This is a genomic window from Sphingomonas sp. LC-1, assembly GCF_025371035.1.
Taxonomy (GTDB): domain Bacteria; phylum Pseudomonadota; class Alphaproteobacteria; order Sphingomonadales; family Sphingomonadaceae; genus Sphingomonas; species Sphingomonas sanguinis_E.
The window spans coordinates 220,307-243,511 of record NZ_JANZXB010000001.1 but is presented as its reverse complement, the minus strand read 5'-3'; the positions used below and the strand labels follow the sequence as shown (position 1 = coordinate 243,511).

Annotated in this window: 15 protein-coding genes; 9 read left to right on the top strand and 6 right to left on the bottom strand. The window is 68.3% G+C overall.

Annotated elements, in window-relative coordinates:
- Window positions 1–50: 50 nt before the first annotated feature.
- Together NZL82_RS01050 and NZL82_RS01045 are read left to right on the top strand one after the other, a co-directional pair.
- Window positions 51–1,340: a S8 family serine peptidase gene (locus NZL82_RS01050; protein ID WP_261267929.1), complete on the top strand. Its 1,290-nt coding sequence runs from the start codon at window positions 51–53 to the stop codon at window positions 1,338–1,340.
- 70 nt (window positions 1,341–1,410) lie between these two features.
- Window positions 1,411–2,283, top strand: a complete 873-nt coding sequence (locus NZL82_RS01045; RefSeq protein WP_261267928.1) for a hypothetical protein — start codon at window positions 1,411–1,413, stop codon at window positions 2,281–2,283.
- 65 nt (window positions 2,284–2,348) lie between these two features.
- Here the strand turns inward: NZL82_RS01045 and mgrA are convergent, their stop codons facing one another.
- Both mgrA and NZL82_RS01035 read right to left on the bottom strand, forming a co-directional pair.
- Window positions 2,349–3,425, bottom strand: a complete 1,077-nt coding sequence (gene mgrA / locus NZL82_RS01040) for an L-glyceraldehyde 3-phosphate reductase (RefSeq protein WP_314732861.1) — start codon at window positions 3,423–3,425, stop codon at window positions 2,349–2,351.
- Window positions 3,426–3,502: 77 nt separating this feature from the next.
- Window positions 3,503–6,625, bottom strand: coding sequence for a TRCF domain-containing protein (locus tag NZL82_RS01035; RefSeq protein ID WP_261267927.1), 3,123 nt, complete (start codon window positions 6,623–6,625; stop codon window positions 3,503–3,505).
- A 266-nt stretch (window positions 6,626–6,891) separates the two neighbouring features.
- Here NZL82_RS01035 and NZL82_RS01030 point away from each other — a divergent pair, with 266 nt between their 5' ends.
- Both NZL82_RS01030 and NZL82_RS01025 read left to right on the top strand, forming a co-directional pair.
- Entirely contained in the window at window positions 6,892–7,695 is an 804-nt protein-coding gene (locus NZL82_RS01030; RefSeq protein ID WP_261267926.1) for an SDR family NAD(P)-dependent oxidoreductase, read from the top strand.
- A gap of 77 nt (window positions 7,696–7,772) precedes the next feature.
- A complete protein-coding gene (locus tag NZL82_RS01025) occupies window positions 7,773–8,633 on the top strand; it encodes a glycoside hydrolase family 16 protein (RefSeq protein ID WP_261267925.1) in 861 nt (286 codons plus the stop codon).
- A gap of 103 nt (window positions 8,634–8,736) precedes the next feature.
- On the opposite strand, the gene mgtE is transcribed toward NZL82_RS01025, so the two are convergent.
- Window positions 8,737–10,095: a magnesium transporter gene (gene mgtE, locus NZL82_RS01020; protein ID WP_261267924.1), complete on the bottom strand. Its 1,359-nt coding sequence runs from the start codon at window positions 10,093–10,095 to the stop codon at window positions 8,737–8,739.
- A 277-nt stretch (window positions 10,096–10,372) separates the two neighbouring features.
- Between mgtE and NZL82_RS01015 the strand changes: the two genes are divergently transcribed.
- From NZL82_RS01015 to NZL82_RS01000, 4 genes are all read left to right on the top strand, one after another.
- Window positions 10,373–13,516: an autotransporter domain-containing protein gene (locus NZL82_RS01015; RefSeq protein ID WP_261267923.1), complete on the top strand. Its 3,144-nt coding sequence runs from the start codon at window positions 10,373–10,375 to the stop codon at window positions 13,514–13,516.
- Window positions 13,517–13,656: 140 nt separating this feature from the next.
- Window positions 13,657–14,151, top strand: coding sequence for an RNA polymerase sigma factor (locus NZL82_RS01010; protein WP_261267922.1), 495 nt, complete (start codon window positions 13,657–13,659; stop codon window positions 14,149–14,151).
- Window positions 14,148–15,098, top strand: coding sequence for a FecR domain-containing protein (locus NZL82_RS01005; RefSeq protein WP_261267921.1), 951 nt, complete (start codon window positions 14,148–14,150; stop codon window positions 15,096–15,098). Before NZL82_RS01010 ends, NZL82_RS01005 begins: the two co-directional genes overlap by 4 nt.
- A 26-nt stretch (window positions 15,099–15,124) precedes the next feature.
- Window positions 15,125–17,509 (top strand): TonB-dependent receptor, encoded by a 2,385-nt coding sequence (locus tag NZL82_RS01000; protein WP_261267920.1) that lies wholly within the window; start codon window positions 15,125–15,127, stop codon window positions 17,507–17,509.
- Here NZL82_RS01000 and NZL82_RS00995 read toward each other — a convergent pair whose 3' ends face one another.
- Window positions 17,510–18,772 carry an SGNH/GDSL hydrolase family protein gene (locus tag NZL82_RS00995; RefSeq protein ID WP_261267919.1) on the bottom strand — a complete coding sequence of 421 codons (1,263 nt, stop codon included), beginning with the start codon at window positions 18,770–18,772 and terminating at the stop codon, window positions 17,510–17,512. It abuts the gene before it with no gap.
- A gap of 121 nt (window positions 18,773–18,893) precedes the next feature.
- Between NZL82_RS00995 and NZL82_RS00990 the strand changes: the two genes are divergently transcribed.
- On the top strand, window positions 18,894–21,362 hold the full coding sequence (locus NZL82_RS00990; protein ID WP_261267918.1) for a glycosyl hydrolase 115 family protein: 2,469 nt from the start codon (window positions 18,894–18,896) through the stop codon (window positions 21,360–21,362).
- Window positions 21,363–21,371: 9 nt separating this feature from the next.
- Here NZL82_RS00990 and NZL82_RS00985 read toward each other — a convergent pair whose 3' ends face one another.
- Both NZL82_RS00985 and NZL82_RS00980 read right to left on the bottom strand, forming a co-directional pair.
- Window positions 21,372–22,379 carry a cupin-like domain-containing protein gene (locus NZL82_RS00985; RefSeq protein ID WP_261267917.1) on the bottom strand — a complete coding sequence of 336 codons (1,008 nt, stop codon included), beginning with the start codon at window positions 22,377–22,379 and terminating at the stop codon, window positions 21,372–21,374.
- A complete protein-coding gene (locus tag NZL82_RS00980) occupies window positions 22,376–23,065 on the bottom strand; it encodes a SapC family protein (protein WP_261267916.1) in 690 nt (229 codons plus the stop codon). The genes NZL82_RS00985 and NZL82_RS00980 overlap by 4 nt, the downstream gene beginning before the upstream one ends.
- Window positions 23,066–23,205 lie beyond the last annotated feature (140 nt).

The following is a 23,205-nucleotide window of genomic DNA, read 5'->3' as shown; positions in this document are numbered from 1 at the left end:
CCTGTTCGTCTAATCCATGTCAGGTCGAATTTTTCAATGGGAGAGCGGTGGTGAGCAAACGGTGCTTTCGGTTTCTGGGCGTGATGGCCGCCATGACCGGCTGTGCGCTCGGGGTCGGAAGTGCCGATGCGCAGCTAGGCGGGGCTTTGCCCAGTCTGCCGTCCTTGCCGGGTGGCCTTCCTTCGACGATCCGGCCGATGGTCGAGGGGGTGGTCGATCCCATTCGCAACGGCGTCGAGGGGACGGCCCGGGCAGCGGCCAACCGGCTCGACGATCTCCGACGCGCCGCTTACGCTCAGTTGGTGCGCGATCATCCCGATGCGATCGCGCTCGATCCGAACGGATTTCCCGCGCGCGCTGGTGAAGTGGTCGTGGACGCGCCGAGCGACGCGCTGCTGGCCGCTGTTGCCGCGCAAGGCTTCGTGGTGATCGAGCGCGACGACGTACTGGGCGTGTCCTTCGCCCGATTGCGGGTGCCGCGCGGCCTGCCGTTGAAGAAGGCGCTGGACGTGATCGCCAGGTTGGGTGGTGAGGTCAGCGCGGACCAGCTTCATCTGGCCAGCGGCACGGGGACGGTGACGCCGATGGGTGCGGACGGGGCATCGGTGGACGGGCCGGCCGCGATGGTCGGCGTGATCGATGGTGGAGTTGAGGGGGCGGCGCTGATGCGCGGTTTCGCGACGGGCGCGCCCAGGCCGGACGACCACGGCACCGCCGTCGCTTCCTTGATTTCGGGCAAGGGCCCGGTCCGGGGATCGCTGCCCGGCGCGCGGATCGCGTCGGCGGATGTCTATGGCACCGACCCTGCGGGCGGCAATGCGACTGCCATCGCCAAGGCGCTGGGTTGGCTGGTCGAACAGCGGGTGCCGGTCGCGACGATCAGTCTCGTCGGGCCCGCCAATCCGCTGCTCGCGCGGGTCGTGGCGGCGGCGCAGGCGCGGGGACTGATCATCGTCGCGGCGGTCGGCAATAACGGTCCCGCCTCGCCCCCCGCCTATCCGGCCTCCTATCCCGGCGTCGTGGCGGTCAGCGGGGTCGATGCGCGCAACCGTCTGCTGATCGAGGCGGGGCGGGCATCGCATATCGACTATGTCGCGCCGGGTGCGGACATGCTGGCGATCGGACTGGGCGCTCGGCGGATGAAGGTGCGGGGCACGTCCTTTGCCGCGCCGCTGGTCGCGGGGCGGATCGCCGCTGTCTATCCGGCGCTGAATCCCGGTCAGGCACGCGCGGTCCTCGCCCGGATAGACGGCGAAGCGAAGGATCTGGGGGCAAGGGGCCATGATAAAAACTTTGGCCGTGGAATGGTTTGCGGGGAATGTCGTACCCCGGCACCATGATCTTCAAAAAAAGTCGGGATTAAACCGGAAGGCCGCGCCGTTGTCGTTCCAGAAGTTAAGGAGAACGATGATGAAGAAATTTCTTTCGAGCAGCGCGATCCTTGCCGTGGCGCTGGTGGCGATGCCCGCTTCGGCACAATTGCTTGGTGGTGCCGGTGGACTGGCCGGTGGTCTGGGTGGTCAACTCGGCGGTGCGACGGGCGGCGTGGCCGGATCGGCGACGGGCTCGCTGGGTAGCATGGCCGATCAGGGCCGGATCGCGACGGATACCGCGACCCGCACGCGGGGCTCGGCACGGGCGGACCGCAGCGTCGATCTGCGCCGCGGACGGGTGGCGGCGTCGGGCGATGCCTCGGGTGGCTCGACGCTGGACAGCGCGACCCGGATCGGGCGGGCATCGGGATCGGGCAGCGGCTCGGCTTCGGGTTCGCTTGGCGGCGGCGTCGATGCGCAACTGATCGGCACCGATGCGGTGCGCGATGCTGCGGGGCGCGGCGTGAACACCGTCGGCAATGTCGCCGAGCGGGCGCGCAATACGGCGGGTGCGGTAGGCAATCGGGCGCGCGGCGCCGTGTCCAACCTGGCCGACCGGGCGGCGGCGACTGGCGGCAATGTCGCCGGATCGACGGCGGGTTCGGGATCGGGCGCGCTGTCCGGGGCTGGCGGCAACCTGTCCGCCACCGGCAATCTGGCGCTGGCCGGTAGCGGCGCGGCGCAGGCGGGAGGCTTTCCCGTCAATCCGGGCATGGCGGTGACCGATGCGCGGGGCCGTGCGATCGGCGCGGTGCAATCGGTCCGCACCAACGCCCAGGGTGCGGTCGAGCGGGTGCTGGTGAAGGTCGGCAACCGCGTGGCCGATCTGCCCGCCGCCAATTTCTCGGGTTCGGGCAGTGCGCTGATTTCGGCCATGGGACAGGGCGAGGTGAAGAAGGCCGCCGACTAAGTCCGATCAGCGCAACATGATGCGCCCGATCCTGTCACGGGGTCGGGCGCATCGTCCTGTTCGGGTCAGGCCGGAATGCCCTGTGCGGCGGGCAGTTCGACGATGTCGGAGGACTCGGCCCATAGATTGATGCCGCCATCCTGGGCCGCCTCGTCGATCGCCGTCAGTTCCGCATCGGTGAAGCTCAGCCGCGACACGGCATCCAGCGAGTCGTCCAACTGCTCGACCGTCCGCGCGCCGATCAATGCCGAGGTGACACGCGGATCGCGCAGCACCCAGGCGATCGCCATCTGCGCCAGGGTCTGCCCCCGCGCCTTCGCCAGATCGTTCAGGCGACGGATCGCCGACAGGTTCTGCTCGCTGAGCAGCGACTGCGATAGCGAACCGGCCCGGCTTGCGCGGGCATCCTGTGGCACGCCGTCCAGATATTTGCCGGTCAACATGCCCTGCGCCAGCGGCGAAAAGGCGATGCAGCCGGTGCCTAGTTCGGCCAATGTATCCAGCAGTTCGCGTTCGATCCACCGATTGAGGATCGAATAGCTCGGCTGATGGATGAACAGGGGCACCTTCTCTTCGGCCAGGATCGCCGCCGCGCGTCGGGTCAGTCCTGCATCATAGGACGAGATGCCGACATAAAGCGCCTTGCCCTGCCGGTGGAGTTGCACCAGCGCCCCCATCGTCTCTTCCAGCGGCGTCTCGGGATCGACGCGGTGGGAATAGAAGATATCGACATAATCGACGCCCATCCGCTTCAGGCTCTGTTCGCAACTGGCGATCAGGTATTTCTTGGACGAACCGACGTCACCATAAGGTCCCGGCCACATGTCCCAACCCGCCTTGGTCGACAGGATCAGTTCGTCGCGGTGCGCCGCGAAGTCGGTGGCGAGCACGCGGCCGAAATTCTCTTCCGCCGAACCATAAGGCGGTCCGTAGTTGTTCGCGAGGTCGAAATGAGTGACGCCGCGATCGAAGGCCCGGCGAAGGATGGCGCGCCCGGTCTCGAACACATCGGTCCCACCGAAATTCTGCCACAGCCCCAGGCTGATCGCGGGCAGTTTCAGGCCGCTTCGCCCGGTCCGGCGGTAGGGCATTCCGGCGTCGTAACGGCCCGGATCGGCGACATAAGATATGGGGAAGGCCATGGGAAAAGTCCTCTCGTATCGGCGCTGCTCTTATGCCGTCCGGCGATAGCGGCCAATGGCCTGGGTCAAGATGACGGTCAGGCGAGCAGATCGGCCAGACGCGAAAGGCGCTCGGCGGGAGCGTCGTGCCGTTCCTTGAGCAGGAAGCGGCCATTCTTCTCTTCCAGCCCCTCTATCCCATCCAGTTCGGCATCGCGGCCATGCGGGGTGAGCGCGATGGCGGCGGGTCCGGCATCGACCCGTGCGATCCCCAGGGCGCGCATCCGCTCCCGCAACCGGGCGAGCGCGATCAGCAGGCGGGCCTCTTCGGGCAGTTCGCCGAAGCGATCCTCCAGCTCCCCCTCGAAATCGTCCAGTTCGGCATCGTCGCGCAGCCGTCCCAACCGGGCATAGAGCGAGATGCGCAGATCCTCGTCCGGAATCCAGTCGGCGGGCAGGCGTCCCTCGACCCCGACCTGTAACTCGGGTGTCCAGCGCTCCACCGTCTCGCCCCGCGCAGTGCGGAGCGCATCCTCCAGCAGTTGCTGGTAAAGTTCGACGCCGATCAGCCGCATATGCCCCGCCTGCGTATCGCCCAGCAGGTCCCCGGCGCCGCGCATGTCCAGGTCGCGCGCGCTGATCGCGAAGCCCGCGCCCAGCCGGTCGAACGCCTCCAGCGTCCGCAGCCGTTTGAGCGTATGCGGGGCGATGGCGTCGTCGGCCTCGGTGAACAGCAGCACCTGCCCGCGCCGATGACCGCGCCCGACCCGCCCACGCAACTGGTGAAGCTGCGACAGGCCGAAGCGGTCGGCATGGACGACCGCCATGGTGTTGGCGCGCGGCACGTCCAGTCCGGCCTCGATGATGTTGGTCGCTAGCAGGACGTCGCCGTCGCCGCGCCCGAAACGCACCATCACATCGTCGATTTCGGCGGCCGGCAGCTTGCCATGGGCTTGCAGCACCTCCAGTTCGGGAACGATCTTGGCGAGCTTCTCGGCGAGGGGGGCCATATCGGCGATGCGGGGCACGACCACGAAACTCTGCCCGCCGCGCGATCGCTCGCGTAGCAGGGCCGCACGCAGCGTTTCGGGCGAGAATGCCGACACGGCGGTGCGGATGGGCTGGCGCCGGGCGGGCGGGGTCGCGATGATCGACAATTGCCGCAGTCCCACTAGGGCGGATTGCAGCGTGCGCGGGATCGGCGTCGCCGACAGGGTCAGGACATGCCCGGCGGACAGCGCCTGGAGCCGTGCCTTGTCGCTGGCACCGAAGCGCTGCTCCTCATCGACTATGACCAGGGCAAGGTCCTTATAGGCGACGCCTTTGGCCGCGACCGCGCCGGTGCCGATCACGACCCGGATGCTGCCATCGGCCAGCCCCGCCTTGACCTGGCGCTTCTCCGCGGCGGAGGACAGGCGCGACAGCCCGGCGACGGTGATGCCGCTATCGGCAAAGCGGCGGGTGAAGCTGTCGAGATGCTGGCGTGCGAGCACCGTGGTCGGTGCGGCGAGCGCCACCTGCCGCCCCGCCAAAGCGGCGATGGCGGCGGCGCGCAAGGCGACCTCGGTCTTGCCGAAGCCGACATCGCCGACGATCAGGCGATCCATCGGGCGGCCCGATGACAGGTCGGCACGCACCGCCTCGATCGCGGTCAACTGGTCGGGGGTTTCGCTGAACGGAAAACCGGCGGCGAAGCGCTCATAGTCGGCCACCGGCGGATCGAGCACCGGGGCATGTTGCCCGGCGCGTTCGGCAGCCATCTCGGTCAGGTGGCGGGCGGTCTCGGCAATCGCCTCGTCGATGCCCCTGCGGCGCTCGTGCCAGCTCTTCCCGTCGAGCGTATCGGCGCGGACCGCGTCATCCTCGCCGCCATAACGCCACAGCCGATCCGCCTCCGCCACCGGAACGAGGCGGGTCGCCGACTTGGCATAGGCGAGCTTGATCGCATCGCCCTGGACCCCGTCCTGCATGTCGATCGGCTCGATCCCCTCGACGGTGGCGATGCCGTGATCCTCGTGGATGACGGTGTCGCCGACCCGGATTTCGGCGGTATGGATCAACGACAGGTCGACCCGCCGTGCCTTGCCGTCTTCCCGATCCGCGCGACTACCCAGCAAATCGGCGGCGGTGACCGCTAGGATACCCTTTCGCTCGAAGCCGCGCTCGGCAGGCGCGGCCAGCATCAACAACGCGCCGGGCGCGGCCTTCATCACCTCCGACCAGCTTTTGACCCGGACCGAAGGGGTTCGCAGGACATTGTCCACCCGCCGCCCCAGAAAGCGAAGGTCGCGTTCGCTGCCGACCAGGACGACACGCATGCCCTTTTCGCGGGCGGCCCGTGCCTTTGCGGCAAAGTCCCGCAAGGGTGCGCGGCGCTCGACGAAGCGTGGCGGCACTTCACCGATCCGGTCGATGGCGGCGGTCCGGCGATCGGCAAGCAGGGCGGACCAGCACTTGTCCGCGATCATGTCACGCGACGCGCGCTTTGAGCCGCGCTTGGCGACATCGGCGCTCAGAAGCAGCCGGCGACGACGGCGTTCGTCGGCGGCCGGCTCGATGATGAGATGCGCGTCGGGCAGATGTTCGATCAGGCTCGTCGGCTCGCTGCCCGGCGCGGGTTCGGCCACCCGGCCCAGTTCACGGCGGTCGACTTCGCCCGTGCTGCGCTGGTCGGCGGGATCGTAAGAGCGGATCGCAGCGATCCGCCCATCGGTCACCTCGATACGCAGCGGTTGTTCGGCATCGGCGGGAAACACGTCCAGCACCTGGCCGCGAAGCGCCACCTCGCCGGGTTCGTCCACCCGTTCGTCCGCGATATAGCCGAGTTCGAGCAGCAGGTCGTAAAGTCGCGTCAGGTCGCACGGCTCGTCCTTGGCGACGCAAGGCGGCTCGGCATCGAAGGTCGCGGGTGAGGGCAGCGCCCGCGCCAGCGCCTCGCCCGAGGTTACCAGAGCGATCCGGCCACGCGTCTTCGCTGCCAGCGCCGCACGCAGGGCATGGAGCGCCGACACGCGCTGACCCACATTGGCGGGGGAGGCGGGCGCGTCGTCGCCGGGCAGTGCGTCCGATCCGGGGCAGAACAGGATCGTCGCATCGGGCATGATCGCGGCCAGAACACGCGTGACGGCGAGGGCGCGCGTCTCGTCGGTCGCCGCCAATAGGATGTCGGACCGTTGCAATTGCTCGGCCGCACCCGCCGCGAGTTCGGTCACGCCCAGCATTGTGTGGGGTCCGTCCCCCGACGGGGGCATGGTGGCGATTTCGGCGTCTGACATCGGGCGCAACGTTCGGGACTCCCCCAGGATCGGTTGCGTTTTCGAACGGGCGGGGGATGGCGTCGTTCCGCCGGGGATCAAAGACTTATCCTCGGAACCCTATGCCGGTTCGACCTTTCATCGGCGCAATATTGATCTGCATCGATGACATGGGGCGCCGCCGCCCCGACCCGATCATTTGCATGGGCGCAAGGCGACGAAGGAGCAAGACGATGGATCTGGGTATCAATGGCCGCATCGCACTGATCAGCGGATCGGATTCGGGCATGGGCAAGGAAACCGCACGGTTGTTGCTGGAGGCCGGGGTGCGCGTCGCCCTGACCGACAAGCCGGGCGGCACGCTTGATGAAGCGGTCGAGGAACTTGCTCCGCTGGGCGAGGTGATCGCGGTCACCGGTGACGTGACCAAGCCGGACGAGGTCACGGCTTTGTGGCGCGAGGTTCGCGACAAGCTGGGCGAGCCCGACATCTATATCAATGCGGCGGGCGTCACCGGCGCGCAGGGCGACTTTCTGGAAACGGGCGATGACGGCTGGCTGGAGACGCTGGACATCAACCTGATGGGCGCGGTGCGCATGTGCCGCGAGGCGATCCCAGCGATGCGCCGCAAGGGCTGGGGCCGGGTGGTCCTGTTCGCATCGGAAGATGCGGTACAGCCCTATGTCGAGGAACTGCCTTATTGCGCATCCAAGGCTGGCATCCTCAGCCTCGCGAAAGGATTGTCCAAGGCTTATGGCGGCGACAATGTTCTGGTGAACACCGTCTCGCCCGCCTTCATCGCGACGCCGATGACCGACAAGATGATGGAGAAGCGCGCCGAGGAAAAGGGCATGAGCTTCGACGAGGCGATCGACAGCTTCCTCGACGAGGAGCGCCCCGGCATGGTGTTGAAGCGCCGCGGCAAGGCGGAGGAAGTCGCCGCCGCCGTCGCCTTTCTGGTGTCGGAGCGGGCGAGCTTCATCAACGGTGCGGGGATACGCGTGGATTCGGGTTCGGTCTTCACCATCGCCGGATGAGGTCCCCGGCCCGCCGGCATGGCCTTTTACGGAGGAGGGGATTAGGCTGGCGGGCAAAGGACCATGGGAGAGAGGCGATGAGGCGTTGGGCTTGGGCGATGCTGGCTGGGGCCTCCCTGCTGGCGACGGGGGAGGTGCACGCGCAGGAAACCCGGACCGAGACGCTGGGGGCGACCAACACCCAATTTGACGGCCCGATGACGACGCCCCGGACCGCGCCGACCTTTGGCGACGAATTCAACCGCAGGATCGATCCCAGCCGCTGGCGCTGGGACGTGTCGGCGAACAAGCGCGGCTGGCCCAATCACGAACTGCAATATTATGTCGGGCCGAAACGCGACAATGCGCGGGTGGAGAATGGCGCACTGGTCATCGAGGCGCGGCGAGAGAGCGCTGAAAACGAGCCGGACTGGGGCGGACAGGCCTATAGCTCGGCCAAGCTGGTGACGCAGAAGACGCTGGGTTATGGCTTTTACGAAGTGCGCGCCAAGCTGCCCTGTGGCCGGGGCATGTGGCCTGCCATCTGGCTCCTCCCGATGGATGGCGCGCGCTGGCCCGACGGCGGCGAGATCGACATCATGGAGATGGTCGGATGGAACCCCAATGTCATCCACGCCACCGTCCATTCGGCGGCCTATAATCACGTCAGGAAGACGCAGCGGGGCAGCGAGACGAACGTCGCCAATGCCTGCACGGAATTTCATCGTTATCAACTCGACTGGACACCCGATGTCATCACCATCGGCGTGGACGGTCGCGGCTATATGCAGGTGAAGAACGACAAGCCCGGCGGCGCGGCGGCATGGCCCTTCACGCGGCCCTATTCGCTGATCCTGAACCTGGCGGTCGGCGGCGACTGGGGTGGGCAGAAGGGCGTCGACGACGCCGCGCTGCCGCAGCATATGGCCGTGGATTATGTCCGCTACTGGAAGCGCTAGGTCGCAATCGTCTCCCCCCGCACGGGGAGGAGGTGGTCAGCATGACCGAGGGAGGGGGGCGCCGCCAGCGCCGCCCCCCCTCCGCTCAATCGGATATTGGAGCTTAGAGCAACGTCCCCGACAGGATCGCCAGCGCGATGGTGAAATAGATCACCAGCCCCGTCACATCGACCAAAGTCGCCACGAACGGCGCCGATGCGCTGGCCGGATCGAAGCCCAGCCGTTGCAGGACGAAGGGTAGCATCGATCCCGCCAGCGAGCCGAAGGTGACGATGCCGATCAGCCCCGTGCCGACCGTCGTCGCCACCAGCACCCAATGCGGCCCGTAATCGTAAAAACCGATCGTCTGCCACAAGGCGATCCGCGCGATGCCGAGCAGCCCCAGTATCGCCCCCAGCGTCATCCCCGCCGGAAGCTCGCGCAGCGCCACGCGCCACCAGTCGCGCAGGCGCACCTGACCCAGCGCGAGTGCCCGGATGATGAGCGAGGTCGCCTGGCTGCCGCTATTGCCGCCCGAACTCATGATGAGCGGGATGAACAACGTCAGCACGACCGCGCGCTCCAGTTCGGATTCGAAATGCTGCATCGCGCTGGCGGTCAGCATCTCGGAAAAGAACAGGATGCTCAGCCACCCGGCGCGCTTGCGGATCATCGCGAGGAAGCCGGTCTCCAGATAGGGATTGTCCAGCGCCTCGACGCCGCCGAACTTCTGCGTATCCTCGGTATGCGCGGCGACCAGCGCGTCGAGCACGTCGTCGACGGTGACGATGCCGATCGGGCGACCCTGCTCGTCGGTGACGGGCAAGGCGAGCAGATCGTGGCGGCGGATCAGGTGCGCCACCTCTTCGCGGTCGGTGGTGGGTGCGACGGTGATCGGATCATGGCCGCGCGCAAGATCAATGGCGTGCGAGTCCGGCTCGGCGGCGATCAACTGGCGCAGCGAGACGGTGGCGACCAGCCGCCCCTGCGGTTCGAGCAGGAAGACCGAATAGACGGTCTCGCGGCTGCGCTCGACGGTGCGGATATGCGCCAGCACCTCGGCGACGCTGGCGTCTGCGGAGGCGGCGACATATTCGGTCGTCATCATGCCGCCCGCGCTGTCCGGCGGCCAGCGGAGCAGCGTGTCGATCGACGCGCGAACGGGGGCGGGGAGTTCGGCCCGGATCGGCGCGGCGTCCGCCTCGTCCAACTCGGCCAGCACGTCGGCGGCGCGGTCCTCCGCCATTTGCGAGACCAGAGCGGCGGCGCGTGCGGGGGGCAGCAGCGCCAGCATTTCGGCGGCACAGCGCAGCTCCGGGCTGTCGAGCACCGCGACCGCGCGTGCATCGGGCATTTGCGTCAGGGCATCGGCCGCTTCCTCGACGGGCAGCGACTGGAGCGTATCGACGAGATCGGCGATGGACAGGCCGCGCCGGGAGGAACGGAAACCGGCGGTGACACCGGCAATCAGATCGTTGACCATTTCAAACCTTTCGTCCGCACGACCCGGGCGGACGAAAGCCAGTTTCGCGAAACTAGCGGACGACCCCGGGGCGTGCGGCGCTACTGGAACTGTCGCTGGACATGTTCTCGCTTTCTGGAACGACGCGGGGGCTCCCGCGTCTGCGCCGCCCTCTGATCCTCTCCGCTGCAATCGTCAACACCGGGTGGCCACCTGACAAATTTTTAATCCGGCTCCCAAGGTTTTGGCCCGGCGGCTCCGTCTCACAGGGCAAAAGCGCACAAAGGGGACCATATTCGTGCATCGTCTGCTCTTCGCCTCGACCGCCACACTCGCCCTGGCGGCGGGGACGGCCGCCTCGGCCCAGACCGTCATCGACACCAAGCGAACCACCCCGGTCCGCACCGCCACCGTCAACAACGGCGCGGCGGGCGACGTCAGCATCGCGGCGGCGGGCAGCGTCGTGACGAGCGGCGGCACCGCCGTCACCATCGACAGCAACAACAAGCTTTCCAATGCCGGCACCATCCAGATCACCGACGCCAATGACGCGGTCGGTATCGGCGCGGCGGCGGGCGTGAGCGGCGAGATCACCAATACCGGCAAGATCGTCATCGACGAAAGCTACACCCCCGTCGACATCGACAAGGACGGCGATCTCGATGGTCCGTTCGCCGAGGGTGCGCGGCGTACCGGCATCCGCACCGCGGGCGCCTTTACCGGCAATATCACCAACAGCTCGGAGATCACGGTCAAGGGGAATGACTCGGCCGGCATCTATCTGACCGGCCCGCTGACCGGCAATCTGGCGCAGTCGGGCAAGGTCACCGTTACCGGCGACCGTTCGGTCGGCGTGCGGACCGGCGCGGTGTCGGGCAATGTCACGCTGGGCGGGACGATCGTCGCGATCGGCGAGGGCGCGGTGGGCGCCAGAATCGACGGCGATGTCGGCGGCGCGCTGACCATCGAAGGCGGGATCGGCGCAACCGGCTATCGCTACACCACCGCGCCCGCGGACGTATCGAAGCTCGATCCCGACGATCTGCTCCAGGGTGGATCGGCGCTGGTCGTGGCGGGCAATGTCGCGGGCGGCATCACCCTGGGCAATGCGACCGGCAAGACGGCGGACCTGATCTCCAACGGCGCGGCCCCCGCCATGCTGATCGGCGCGGCGGACCGGGCCATCGTCATCGGTGCTACCGGCGGCAGCACGCCCGCACCCGGCCTGGTCATCAACGGCCGTATTTCGGGCGTCGGCGTTTATAGCGGCGTCTCCGCCAATGCGCTGACCATCGGCGGACAGGGCGGCAACGTCCAGATCGCGCAGGGCGTTTCGGTCGGCGGTACCGTGCAGGCGACGGCGAACGGTGCGGCGGCGACCGCGATCCGCTTCGGCGCCGGGGCCTCGACGCCTGAACTGCGCATCGGCGGTGCGGTGACCGCCACCGGCGGCGGCACCTCTGCTATCAGCACCGCCATTCTGATCGACAGCGGCGCATCGGTACCGACGATCCGCAACACCGGCGCGATCCGAGCGACCTCGGCCGGAGCCGGCGCAACCGCGATCCTCGACCGGACCGGCGGCCTGACGCTGGTGGAGAATGCGGGCGCGATCGCCGGGGCCGGGGCGGACAGCTCGCGCAGCACCGCGATCGACCTGTCGGCGAACAACAGCGGCGCGATCGTCCGCCAGATCGCCCCCGCATCCGGCGCAGCGGCACCGACGATCGCCGGCGCGATCCGCTTCGGCAGCGGTGACGACCGGCTTCAGATCGGCGCGGGCTCGGTCACCGGCGATGTGAGCTTCGGCACCGGCAGCAACCGGCTGGAGATGAGCGGCGCGGGCACCTATGCAGGCACGGCGACCTTCGGCACCGGCGCGGATACGCTGAGCATCGGCGATACCGCGCGGTTCGACGGGGTGGCGGATTTCGTGGGGCTTGGCCAGGATGTGGTGGCGATCACCGGCAAGGGCGTCTTTGCGGGCCGTCTGGCCAATGCCTCGCATGTCGCGGTAACGGTCGCGAACGGCGGCGGTACCTTCGCGGCGAACGGCGTGACCAACATCGCCTCGCTAACCATGGGCGACCAGTCGATCCTCAGCGTCGCGCTCGACAAGGCGAACCCGACCGGCAATCTGATCCAGGTCGGCGGCGCGACGACGATCGGTGCGAACAGCCAATTGGCGCTGCGCGTGTCGGGCGGAACCGATGTGACCGGACGCTATGTCGTCCTGCGCTCGGGCACGCTGACGGGGGCGGGCAATCTGACCTTGGCCCCCAGCGCCATGCCGTTCCTCTATAAGGGGGCGATCGTCGCCGCTCAGCCCAATGAAATCGCGGTCGAGGTCAGCCGCAAGGCCAAGACCGAACTGGGCCTCAGCAATGCGGGCGTCAGCGCCTTCGACGCGATCGATGCGGCAATCGGTTCGGACGCCAAGCTGTCCGACGCCATCCGGGGTATTTACGATGGTGCGGCCTTCCGTGGCGCGGTCGAACAGATGCTGCCCAACTATGCGGGCGGCGTGTTCGAGGGGGTGACGCTCGCCTCGCGCGCCGCCGCCGCGCAGCTTCGCGAGCCCGCTGGCGAATTCAGCGAAGAGGGCAAATGGGGCTATTGGCTGACCCCGCTGGGCTGGGACTCGTCCAAGGGCACCCGCTCCACCCGAAGCTATGACGTGCGCGGCTGGGGCGTCAGCGGCGGGATCGAGCACAAGACCGATGCCGGCAATTTCGGGGCCTCGCTCTCCTATATGAGCGGACGCGACAATGAAGGGTCGGCGGTCAACCGGGTGAACTACAGCCAATATGAGCTGGCGGGCTTCTGGCGCGCACGCTGGGGTGCGCTGGCGGCGCAGGCGCGCGGCTCGGCGGCCTTCCTGTCCTTCGATTCGCAGCGTCAGTTCGACGGCGTCGTCGGGACCGAGGCGGTACAGCGTCGCGCGACCGCCGACTGGAAGGGCATGCTCTATTCGGGCTCGGGCTCGGTGTCGTGGGAGCATTGGGTCGGCCAGTTCAACGTCCGTCCCATCCTGGCGGTCGATTATTACCGGCTGAACGAGGATGGCTATCGCGAGAGCGGCGGCGGCACCGGCTATGACCTGACCGTGCGCAAGCGGACCAGCGACGAACTGGCGCTGACCGCCAGCGTCGCGGCGGGCATTAATTTCGGCGGCGACAATCGCTATGCGCAGTGGAGCCGCCTGGAGATCGAGGGCGGTCGCCGCGAACGCGTGGCGGGTGCGCTGGGCCGGACGGTCGCCAGCTTCGGCGACGGCACGCCCTTCATCCTCGACCCGGAGGCGCGGGGCGGTGGCTGGATCGGCCGGGTGCGTGCGATCACCGGGACCAGCGAGATCCGGCTGAGCGGCGAGGTCAATGCCGAGCAGCGGCTGGGCGACGTCGCGCTGTCGGCGCGGGCCGCCTTGCAATTCGCCTTTTGACAGGGTTCGTCCGCGTGCATCCCCCCTGTAGCGTGCGCGGGCGACGGGAGCCCCACCTTGCGTCCCGGTGGGGCTCCTTTTCACGGGCGGAGGCTTCGTCTAAACGGCGAGACTTCCGCCCATTTTGTCCGGTTCAGACCATGACGCCCACCGGGATCGAGGCCGTTTTCCTCGCCAATCGCGACAAGCTCGTGCGCTTCCTGACGGCGCGCGGCGCGGGCGATGGTGCGGAGGATCTGGTCCAGGACCTGTGGCTGAAGGTGGCGGGCCGGATGGACGGTCCGATCGCCAATCCGCTGGCCTATCTCTATCGCGCGGCCGACATGCTGATGATCGACCGCTTTCGCTCGCGGCGCCAGTCCGAACAGCGCGACCTGGCCTGGGCCGAGGGCAATGCCGGACCCGAGCCGCCCGCCGCCGAACGCGCGGTGGAGGCGCGGCAGGCCGCCGAGCGGGTGGCGGCGACGCTGCTCGCGCTGGGCGAACGTCCTGCACTGGTCTTCCGAAGGGTGCGGATGGACGGCGTGCCCCAGAAACAGGTCGCCGCCGAACTCGGCATCAGCATCAGCACCGTCGAAAGCGATCTCCGCATGGCCGCCCATGCGCTCGCCGCGCTCAAGGAACAGATCGGATGAGCCAGGACCGCCCCATCGCTCTCTCCGCCCCGGATGCGGTCGCCCTGGACTGGGCCCTGCGCATGGCCGACCCGGCTCGCGCGGATTGGGACGGCTTCACCGAATGGCTGGAGGCCGACCCAGCCCATGCCGAACGCTATGACCGGATGGCCGCGACCCTGCTCGACGCGGAGGAGGCGCTCGCCGCCCATCCCGAGGTCTGGGAAGCCCCTACGCCGTCGCCGATGCAGGAGATGCCACGCCGTCGGCCCCTGCGCTGGATCGGCGGTGCGGTCGCCGCCGCGCTGGTGGCGACGGTCGGCGTCACTGTCTGGCAGGACCGGGCACAGCCCTATGCGGTCGAAACGGCGGCAGGGGAGTTGCGCAAGGTGCCGCTGTCGGATGGCAGCGTCATCCAGCTTGCCGGGAACAGCCGGGTCGAACTGGACCATGGCGATCCGCGCCGGGCCGTGCTGGCGCGCGGGGAGGCGCTGTTCCAGGTTCGCCATGATGCGGATCATCCCTTTGCCGTAAAGGCGGGCTCGCTGGCGCTGGTCGATCTAGGCACCGTCTTCGACGTCCGGTTGGGTAGCCGGCACACCCGCGTCGCGGTGGCCGAAGGCGCGGTGATGGTCGATCCCGAAGGGGCCGCGCTGCGCCTCGATGCGGGGCAGGCGGTCGTGGCGATGCAGGATCAACTGATCCGCGAAAGCGCGTCGCCCGCCGATGTCGGCGGCTGGCGCGAAGGGCGTCTCGCTTTCGATGGCGCGCCGCTGAGCGAGGTGGCGGAGGATGTGTCGCGCTTCCTGCCGCAGCCGGTCGACGTCGCGCCCGCCATCGCCGCGAAGCCGTTTCGTGGCACCATCAATCTGGCGGCGGTGCGGCGCGATCCGCAATTGCTGGGGCCGTTGATGGACGTGAACGTGCGGCGTGACGGAGCGGGCTGGACGCTGGAACCGCGCAGGTGAAGCATTGGGAGGCGGGGTCGTGCTGCATGCTGGCGATGGCCGCGGCCATGCCCGCCATCGCGGCCGATCGCGTCGCCATCGACCTGCCCGCCGGAACCGTAGGCGCGCAGGTGATGGCGCTCGGACGGCAGGCGGGTGCCAACATCGTGGTGCCCGATGCGCGGCTATGGGATCGGCCGGTGCCCCGCCTGCGCGGGCGATGGTCGGTCGAACAGGCCCTTGGCCTGATCGCACGGGGCAGCGGTGCGCAGGTCCACCAACTAGGACCCGGAAGCTGGCGGCTGACCCCGCGTCAGAAAGCCCCGGTTGCGAGAATCGTCCGTCGCCCGGTCAGCATTCCGCCGCCGCAAATCCCCTCCGGCGATGTCGTCGTCACCGCCGGCAAGCGCGACACGACCCGCGACCATTTCGCTGGGCAGGTCGTGCAGGTGGCCGGTGCCGATCTGGAGCTGGGCGGCGCGGGTGGAACCTCGAAACTCGCCGACCGAATGACGGCGATTGCCTCCACCTATCTGGGGGCGGGGCGCAACAAGCTGTTCATCCGGGGCATTGCGGACTCCAGCTTCACCGGGCCGACCCAGGCGACGGTCGGGCAGTATTTCGGCGATTTGCGGCTCAGCTACAACGCGCCGGACCCCGATCTGCGATTGGCCGATCTCGCCGCCGTCGAGGTGCTGGAGGGGCCGCAGGGGACGCTCTACGGCGCGGGCTCGCTGGGTGGGTTGATCCGGCTGGTCCCCAACGCGCCGGATCCGAGCCGCGCCGGGGGATCGGTGATGCTCGGCGGATCGGCGACCACGAACGGCGCGCCGGGGGTGGATGGGCAGGCGGTGCTCAACCTGCCCCTGATCGCCGATCGGCTGGCGGTGCGGGTTGTAGCGGATAGCGCGAGCGAGGGCGGCTATATCGACAAGCCGCTGCTCGGGCGGACCGATGTGAACCGCACCCGCATCCTTGGCGGGCGCGTCGCGATCCGTGCCGATCTGGGCGATGAGTGGAAAGTCGAGGTGATCGGCCTCGGCCAGCGCATCCGGGGGGCGGACAGCCAATATGCCGATCGCGACGGGCCGCCGCTCACCCGCTCCGCCCCGGTGACCGAAGGCTTTTCGGCCGATTTCGGCCAGGCGCAACTCGTCCTGTCGGGGCATTTGGGCAGCGTCCGCTTCCGTTCGAGCAGCGGGGTGACCGCGCACGACCTGATGGAACGCTATGACGCGACCCCGCCGGGCGGACCGGTGCAATTGTTCGCCCAGGCCAATGAAACGCGAATGCAGGCCAATGAGACGCGGGCATGGCAATCCGCGCCCGACGGATCGGGCTGGCTGGCGGGGTTCAGCTATGTCCACAATCGTACCCGCCTGACCCGTTTGTTCGGCGAGCCGGGCGCGCTGGTGCCGCGAACCGGCGTCGTCAACACGGTGGAGGAGGCGACGCTATACGGCGAGGGAAGCCTGCGCGTGCTGCCCGGCCTGCTGGCGACCGGCGGTCTGCGGGTCACGCATTCGGTGCTCGACGGTGCGGGAGAGGATTTGCCCGCCGCCCTGTCGCTCCAGGCGATGGCGCGGCTGCGTGAGGTGACGGGGCGGCGCGCGCAGACGATCCTGCTGCCCTCCGCCTCCGCTTTGGTCGATCTGACGCCGGGCGCGCAGCTCTTCCTGCGCTATCAACAGGGTTTCCGCCCCGGCGGACTGACGATCGAGGGGCCGCTGGTCCGGCGGTTCCGTAACGACCGGGTGGCCACGATCGAGGCGGGCCTGCGCGGTGGACGGCCAGGACGCGACCGGTTCGACGGGTCGCTGACGCTGGCCCATACCGCGTGGCGCGACATACAGGCGGACTTCATCGATGCGACCGGCCTGCCCAGCACCGCCAATATCGGCGATGGCCAGCTCTGGACGATCGAGGCGCTGGCGGGCTTCCGGCTCGCCCCCGGCCTGCGGATCGAAGGGGCCGTCTCCTATAATGACAGCCGCATCGACGAGCCGTCGAGCGCGCGGGCCTTCACGCTGATGGACGGGCTAGTCGCCGATCCCGTCACGGCGCGCGCGGCCATATTGGCGCGGTTGAGCCAGATTCCCAATATCGCCCGGATCACGGCGCGGGCGGGCGCGACGTATCGCCGGACGCTGGCGGCCGGGCGTGACCTGCGGGTCGATGGCTGGCTGCGCTATGTCGGCTCGTCCAGACTGGGCGTCGGGCCGGTCCTGGGCGAGTTGCAGGGCAGCTATCTGGACAGCGGCGTGACCGCCCGGCTGGGGCTGGGCGGCTATGGCCTGACGGCGGGGATCACGAACCTGGCCGATGTGCGCGGCAACCGTTTCGCGCTGGGCACCCCCTTCACCACCGGGCGGGATCAGGTGACGCCGCTGCGTCCCCGGACGCTGCGGATCGGGCTGGACGCGGCATTCTGATCAGCGACGCGGGGGTGCCTTGCCGAACAGCGCCAGGGGCACCGCCTGCGCCATGACGCGATAGCCCGCCGCGCTGGGGTGGAGGTGGTCGCCACAGTCATAGGCGGGCAGCAGCCGGGCGGGCTGCGCCGGATCGGCTAGCGCCTTGTCGAAGTCGACCACGCCGTCGAATAGCCCGGAAGTGCGGATGAAGCGGTTGATCGCCTGTCGGTCCGCCTCGGTCTCCGGGCCGGGATGATAATAATCATTGCCCTGGAACGGCGTGATCGTACCGACGATAAGGCGGATGCCGTGCGCATGGGCTCGCTCGGCCAGCTGGCGATAGGCGAAGCTTATCTGGCGCACGATCGCCTGGTGCGTCGCGGCGTCCACGGGATGTTCGCGGGTCAGCACGCCCAGGTCGTTTACGCCCTCCAGCACCAGCGCATGGGTGACGCCCGGCCGCGCGATCACGTCGCGATCGAACCGCGCCATCAGGCTGGGCCCCAATCCGTCGAGCAGCACCCGGTTGCCGCCGATCCCGGCATTGACGATCGAAAAGCCGCGTGTCGCGGGCGATGCCGCCAGCCGCTTGGCCAGTTCGTCGGGCCAGCGCGTATTGCTGTCGTCGACGATGCCATAGCCATCGGTGATCGAGTCCCCGATCGTCACGATCGTTGCCGTCTGCGCCGCGTCGCGAACCTCGATGTCGGACAGGCTCCACCAGCCGCCGATCTTCTGCGCTTCGGGCAGGCTTTCGCGGCCCGTCGCATCGCCCGCGACAAGGTAGGTCGTGGAGCGGGCGCCCGAATGGCCGGTCGGGGTGGTGACGGCTTGCGGGAAATAGAGGCTGACCGCCACATCGGCACCGCGTGCGACGGGCAGGGCGATGGGGTCGGAATAGATTTCGGCCCCCGGCGGCACGACCGCGTCGCGCGCGCCGTCGAACAGCACCGGCTGCGGCGCGGCAACCCGCGACTGGCCGGGCTGGGCGAGGCCGATCGTCGCTGCACCGATCGTCATCGGCACCTGTCCCGCGATGTTGGACAGACGTAGGCGGACGGTCCTGCCATCGGCGGTCAGGCGGACGATCTGTCGGATGGTGGCGGGGCCGGTCCTGGCCAGCTTTTCGACGTTCGGTCCGTCCAGTCGCATCTGGGAGGAACCCCAGCCGGGCGTCCAGCGAACCTCCCGCGCGGGGGCCGCCGCAGCCAGCGTCAGGCTCAGGGCGATCAGCCCGGTCAGGCGACCGGCTGCCCGATGAAAGGCGCGCGCCTTGTTCATGTCCATCCCCTCCTCATGTCGATCCGCGCTTGCGGCATAGCCTCATGGTAGCGATAACGATCGGCAAGGCCAATGACAAAGCCCATGGGGATCCATCTCTCCGGGGTGCGGGAGAGTGATGATGCGCCAGTTTTTCCTGTCCGTCGCGTTGACGGCACTGTTGCCGGGTGCGGCCTGGGCGGCGGATTGTTCGGGGCCGGTCGTGGCGTGCGAGCGGGCGGCACCGGGAAGCCTGGCCTTGCTCGCGCCGGGCCGCACCGCGACGATCGTCGTGGATGCCGGGGACGAGCCCGGCGTAGCCCGCGCGGCAAGGGATCTGGTTGCGGACCTGAAGGCGGTCGGCGGCGGCGACGTCCGCCTGGGCACGGATGTCTCGCGCGGCGCCAGCGTGATTGCAGGCACGCTGGGACATAGCGCGCCGATCGACGCGCTGGTCAAGGCGGGCAAGCTCGACGTGTCGGGACTGGCGGGCCAATGGGAAGGCTATGTTCAGCAGGTGGTCGACAATCCCATGCCGGGCGTCGCGCGCGCACTGGTGATCGTGGGCGCGGATCGCCGCGGCACCATTTTCGGCCTGTACGACATCAGCGCCAAGGCGGGGGTCAGCCCATGCACCTGGTGGGCCGATGTCCCGGCGCAGCGTCACCCGACCCTGTACCTGACGGCGGGGCGCGTCGCCGATCGCCCGGTGGTGAAGTATCGCGGCATCTTCATCAACGACGAGGAGCCGGGCTTTGGCGGCTGGGCGCGGGCCAGCTTCGGCGGGGTCAATCACCTGGCCTATGAAAAGGTCTTCACCCTGTTGCTGCGCTCCAAGGCCAATTTCCTGTGGCCCGCCATGTGGGGCAAGTCGCTATGGGAGGATGATCCGGCCTCCGCCCCGCTGGCGCAGGAGATGGGGGTGCTGCTCGGCACCTCGCACCACGAGCCGATGCAGCGCGCGCAGGCGGACTGGAAACGCGAGGGCACCGGCCCATGGGACTATAGCAGGAATGCCGACGCCCTCCGCGCGTTCTGGCGCAAGGGGATCGAGCGGCGCGGCAAGGCCGAGGACCCGGTGACGATCGGGATGCGCGGCGACGGCGACGAGCCGATGACCGAGGGCACCGCCACCGATCTGCTCGAACGCATCGTCCGGGACCAGCGCCGGATCATCGCCGACGTCACCAAACGACCCGCCGCCGAAACGCCGCAGGTCTGGGCGCTCTACAAGGAAGTGCAGGATTATTACGACAAGGGGATGCGCGTTCCCGACGATGTGACCCTGCTGTTCGCCGACGACAATTGGGGCAATATCCGGCGCCTGCCCCCGCTGGGCGAACGGCGCGCGGGCGGGGCGGGTGTCTATTATCATTTCGATTATGTCGGCGGTCCGCGCAACTACAAGTGGCTGGACACCAATGCCATTCCACGCGTGTGGCAGCAGATGCGCATGGCCGACCAGTTCGGTGCGGATCGGCTGTGGATCGTCAATGTCGGCGACCTGAAGCCGATGGAATATCCGACCAGCTTCTTCCTCGACATAGCATGGAACCCGGCGCGGATGGATCTGGCAGCGATGCAGGCCTATCCGACGCGCTGGGCGGCACAGCAGTTCGGCGCGGCGCGCGGGGCGGAGATCGGTGCGCTGCTGACCCGCTATGGTCGGTTGGCGAGCCGTCGGAAACCCGAACTGATCGATGCGACGACCTATGACCTGACAGGTGGGGAATGGGACCGCGTGCTGGGCGAATGGAATGCGCTCGACAGGGACGCGCGGTCGGTCGAGGCGCGGCTGCCCGAGAATCTACGTGACTCCTATTACGAACTGGTCCTGCACCGGGTCGAGGCGATGACCAATTTGCATCGCCTGTATCAGGCCGTCGCCGCCAATCGTGCCGCCGCCCAGGCCGGGGACGGCGCGGCGGCGGAGCGCTTTGCGACAGCGGCGCGGGGCTATTTCGCCCGCGATGCGCAAATTCGTCGTCGCTATGAGGTTGAGACGGCGGGCGGCAAATGGCCGAGCATGATGGCACAGACGCATATCGGCTATACCGGCTGGCAACAGCCCGATGCCGACGTGATGCCCACGCTGGCGACGGTCGCGAAGCCGTTGCCGCTGACGCCTTCGACCCCTTCGCCACGCCTGCGGATCGCGGCGGATGCCGGGCGTGCGGTTGATGGACGCGGCATCCGGTGGGAAGCTGTGGCGGGCTTTACGGCCGAGGGGGCGGCGATGGTCGCGACACCGGCCTCCGCGCCCGTGATCGAGCGGCCGGGCGGGGACAGTCCGCATATCGCCTATGACATGAATTGGGATCGGTCCGGCCCCGCGACCCTGGGTGTCGTGGCGGCGCCCGGCCTCGACGTGCGCGGCGGGGGCAAGCATCGCATCGCGGTGTCGATAGATGACGGCGCGCCGACCATGCTCAACCTGATGGCCGGTGAGACCGAGGCGAACTGGGGCCGCTCGGTGATCGAAAATCGCCGCGTCGCGACCCTGGCCCTGCCCATGCTGTCGCAGGGCCGGCACCGCGTGACCCTGTGGCTGGTCGATCCCGACGTCGTCGTGGAGGGGATCACGCTCGATCCCACTGCGTCGCCCCGCTGACCCGGTCGATCAGCCGCCGCGAAGCATGCGCATGGCATGGGCGCGCAGGATGCCGAGATTTTCCGCGCTCATGCCCAATATCCCGTGCCGTTCTTCGGGCAGATGCGCCAGCGGGTGGCCATCGGGGCGGAACACATAATGGTCGAACCAGGCCCGCCACGCCGCGCGCTCCACCTCCGGCCGGGCGGCAATCGCGCTCATCGCGAGGAGCAGGGTGGCGAAGGGCTGGTCCGCGCCGACCGGGAAAGCGTCCCACCAGTAGTTGACCAGGATATTGAGCGTCCCGCTCGCCTCGACCCGGTGCCACCACAGTTTGGGCATATAGAGCGCATCGCCCGCCGAAAGGTCGACGGTGATCGCCTGGCTTCGCGCCTGTTCGAACCGGGGATAGCGGGGATCGTCGGGGCTGGCCTCAGCCGCGAGGGCGACTGGCTGCCCCGCCATATTATGATCGATCGGTCCGACATACAGGTAGCCGATCGCCTCGGGGGGATAGAGGGTGAAGCGCCGCTGTCCCGCGACCACGCAGGCGATATTGTCCATCATGTCGTAGTGACAGGCGATGGTCGAGGCATGGCCGATCCAGATGCGCGGCGCGACACCGGCCGGTACGAAAGCCAGACGGTTCTCCTCCGCCATGCCCGGCAGGACCAGGGGAATGGGCAGCGATCCGACATAGAGCGTCTCGTCCGTATCGCTGCCCGCGACGATGCGGGCAATGGCATCGCGTAGCGGCATCGACTCGCGGCGGAAATTGAAACCCGAAAGGTCTTCGGTATAGTTGTAGCGCCCCGCGATCGCGGCATCGCCGACAAAGGCTTCCACCTGCCGACCCGCGTCGAACCGGGTGAAATAGTCCTGCAGCGCGGCGGCATCGCCCCCGGCGATCCTTGCCAGCGGCCAGTCGCGCACCGCGCCGCGTAGCACGACCGGTCGACAGGGTTCGGCCACCAGCCGCCGAAACGCCTCCGGTCCGTCGAGCCGCGCGATGTCGATCTCGACCGCCGCGCCGCTCACCGCGCCAGTCCGCTCAACCGGTCATTGCGTCGGCGGGCGAGGAAGGGCAGGTGCCGCACCGATCCGGTGATGGCATAGACAAGTTGCAGATCGCCCGAACGGAACAGCGTCAGTGCCACCTCGTCGGGCAGCGCGTGCAGCGTATCGAGGCCGAGGGTGTAGAGCGAGTCCAGCCTCAGGGACTCGCCATTGTCGAACTGGAAGTTCAGGTCGATCGGCTCGACCAGCTTATGCGCCATCATCCGCTGGATAAAGGCCTCCGTTTGCGGCAATCCGACATGCAGGCGCCGCAGCGCAGCCTGCACGCGACGCAGCGCCGGGGCCGCCCCGCCATCCATTTCGAAGACCGGGTCTCCTTGCCCCTGGGCCAGCGCGGCATGGTCGCGGTCGATCGCGATATTCTCGCCCGACACATAGAAACCCTGCCGCTCCAGATCGGCGGGGCGATAACCGGCCAACGCATCGTTCGGGGCGAGGCAGAGATTTTCGTCCGGCACCAACCCCATCAGCGCACCGGGATAGAGATCGCCCGTTTCGGGATGGCGCGCAAAGAGGATAGGGTAGTGCAGCGCGGCATCGAGGAACTCCTCGGCTACCAGTTGCACGAAGTGGCGGCCGGCATCGGGCGCGGTCGAGACGCGAAGGGCGGCATGCTGCGCGCTGTCGAGCAATTCCATTTCGGCCATGGCGATTCGGTCCTTTCGATTCCTCTCCATCCCGGTTCGGCGCGCACGATCCGGGCGACGAGCCCCCGGTTTGTCCGTCTCCACGAGCCGCTCGTCAAGGCGAGGGACTAGCGGCTCGAGAACGCTCTGACAAATGGCTT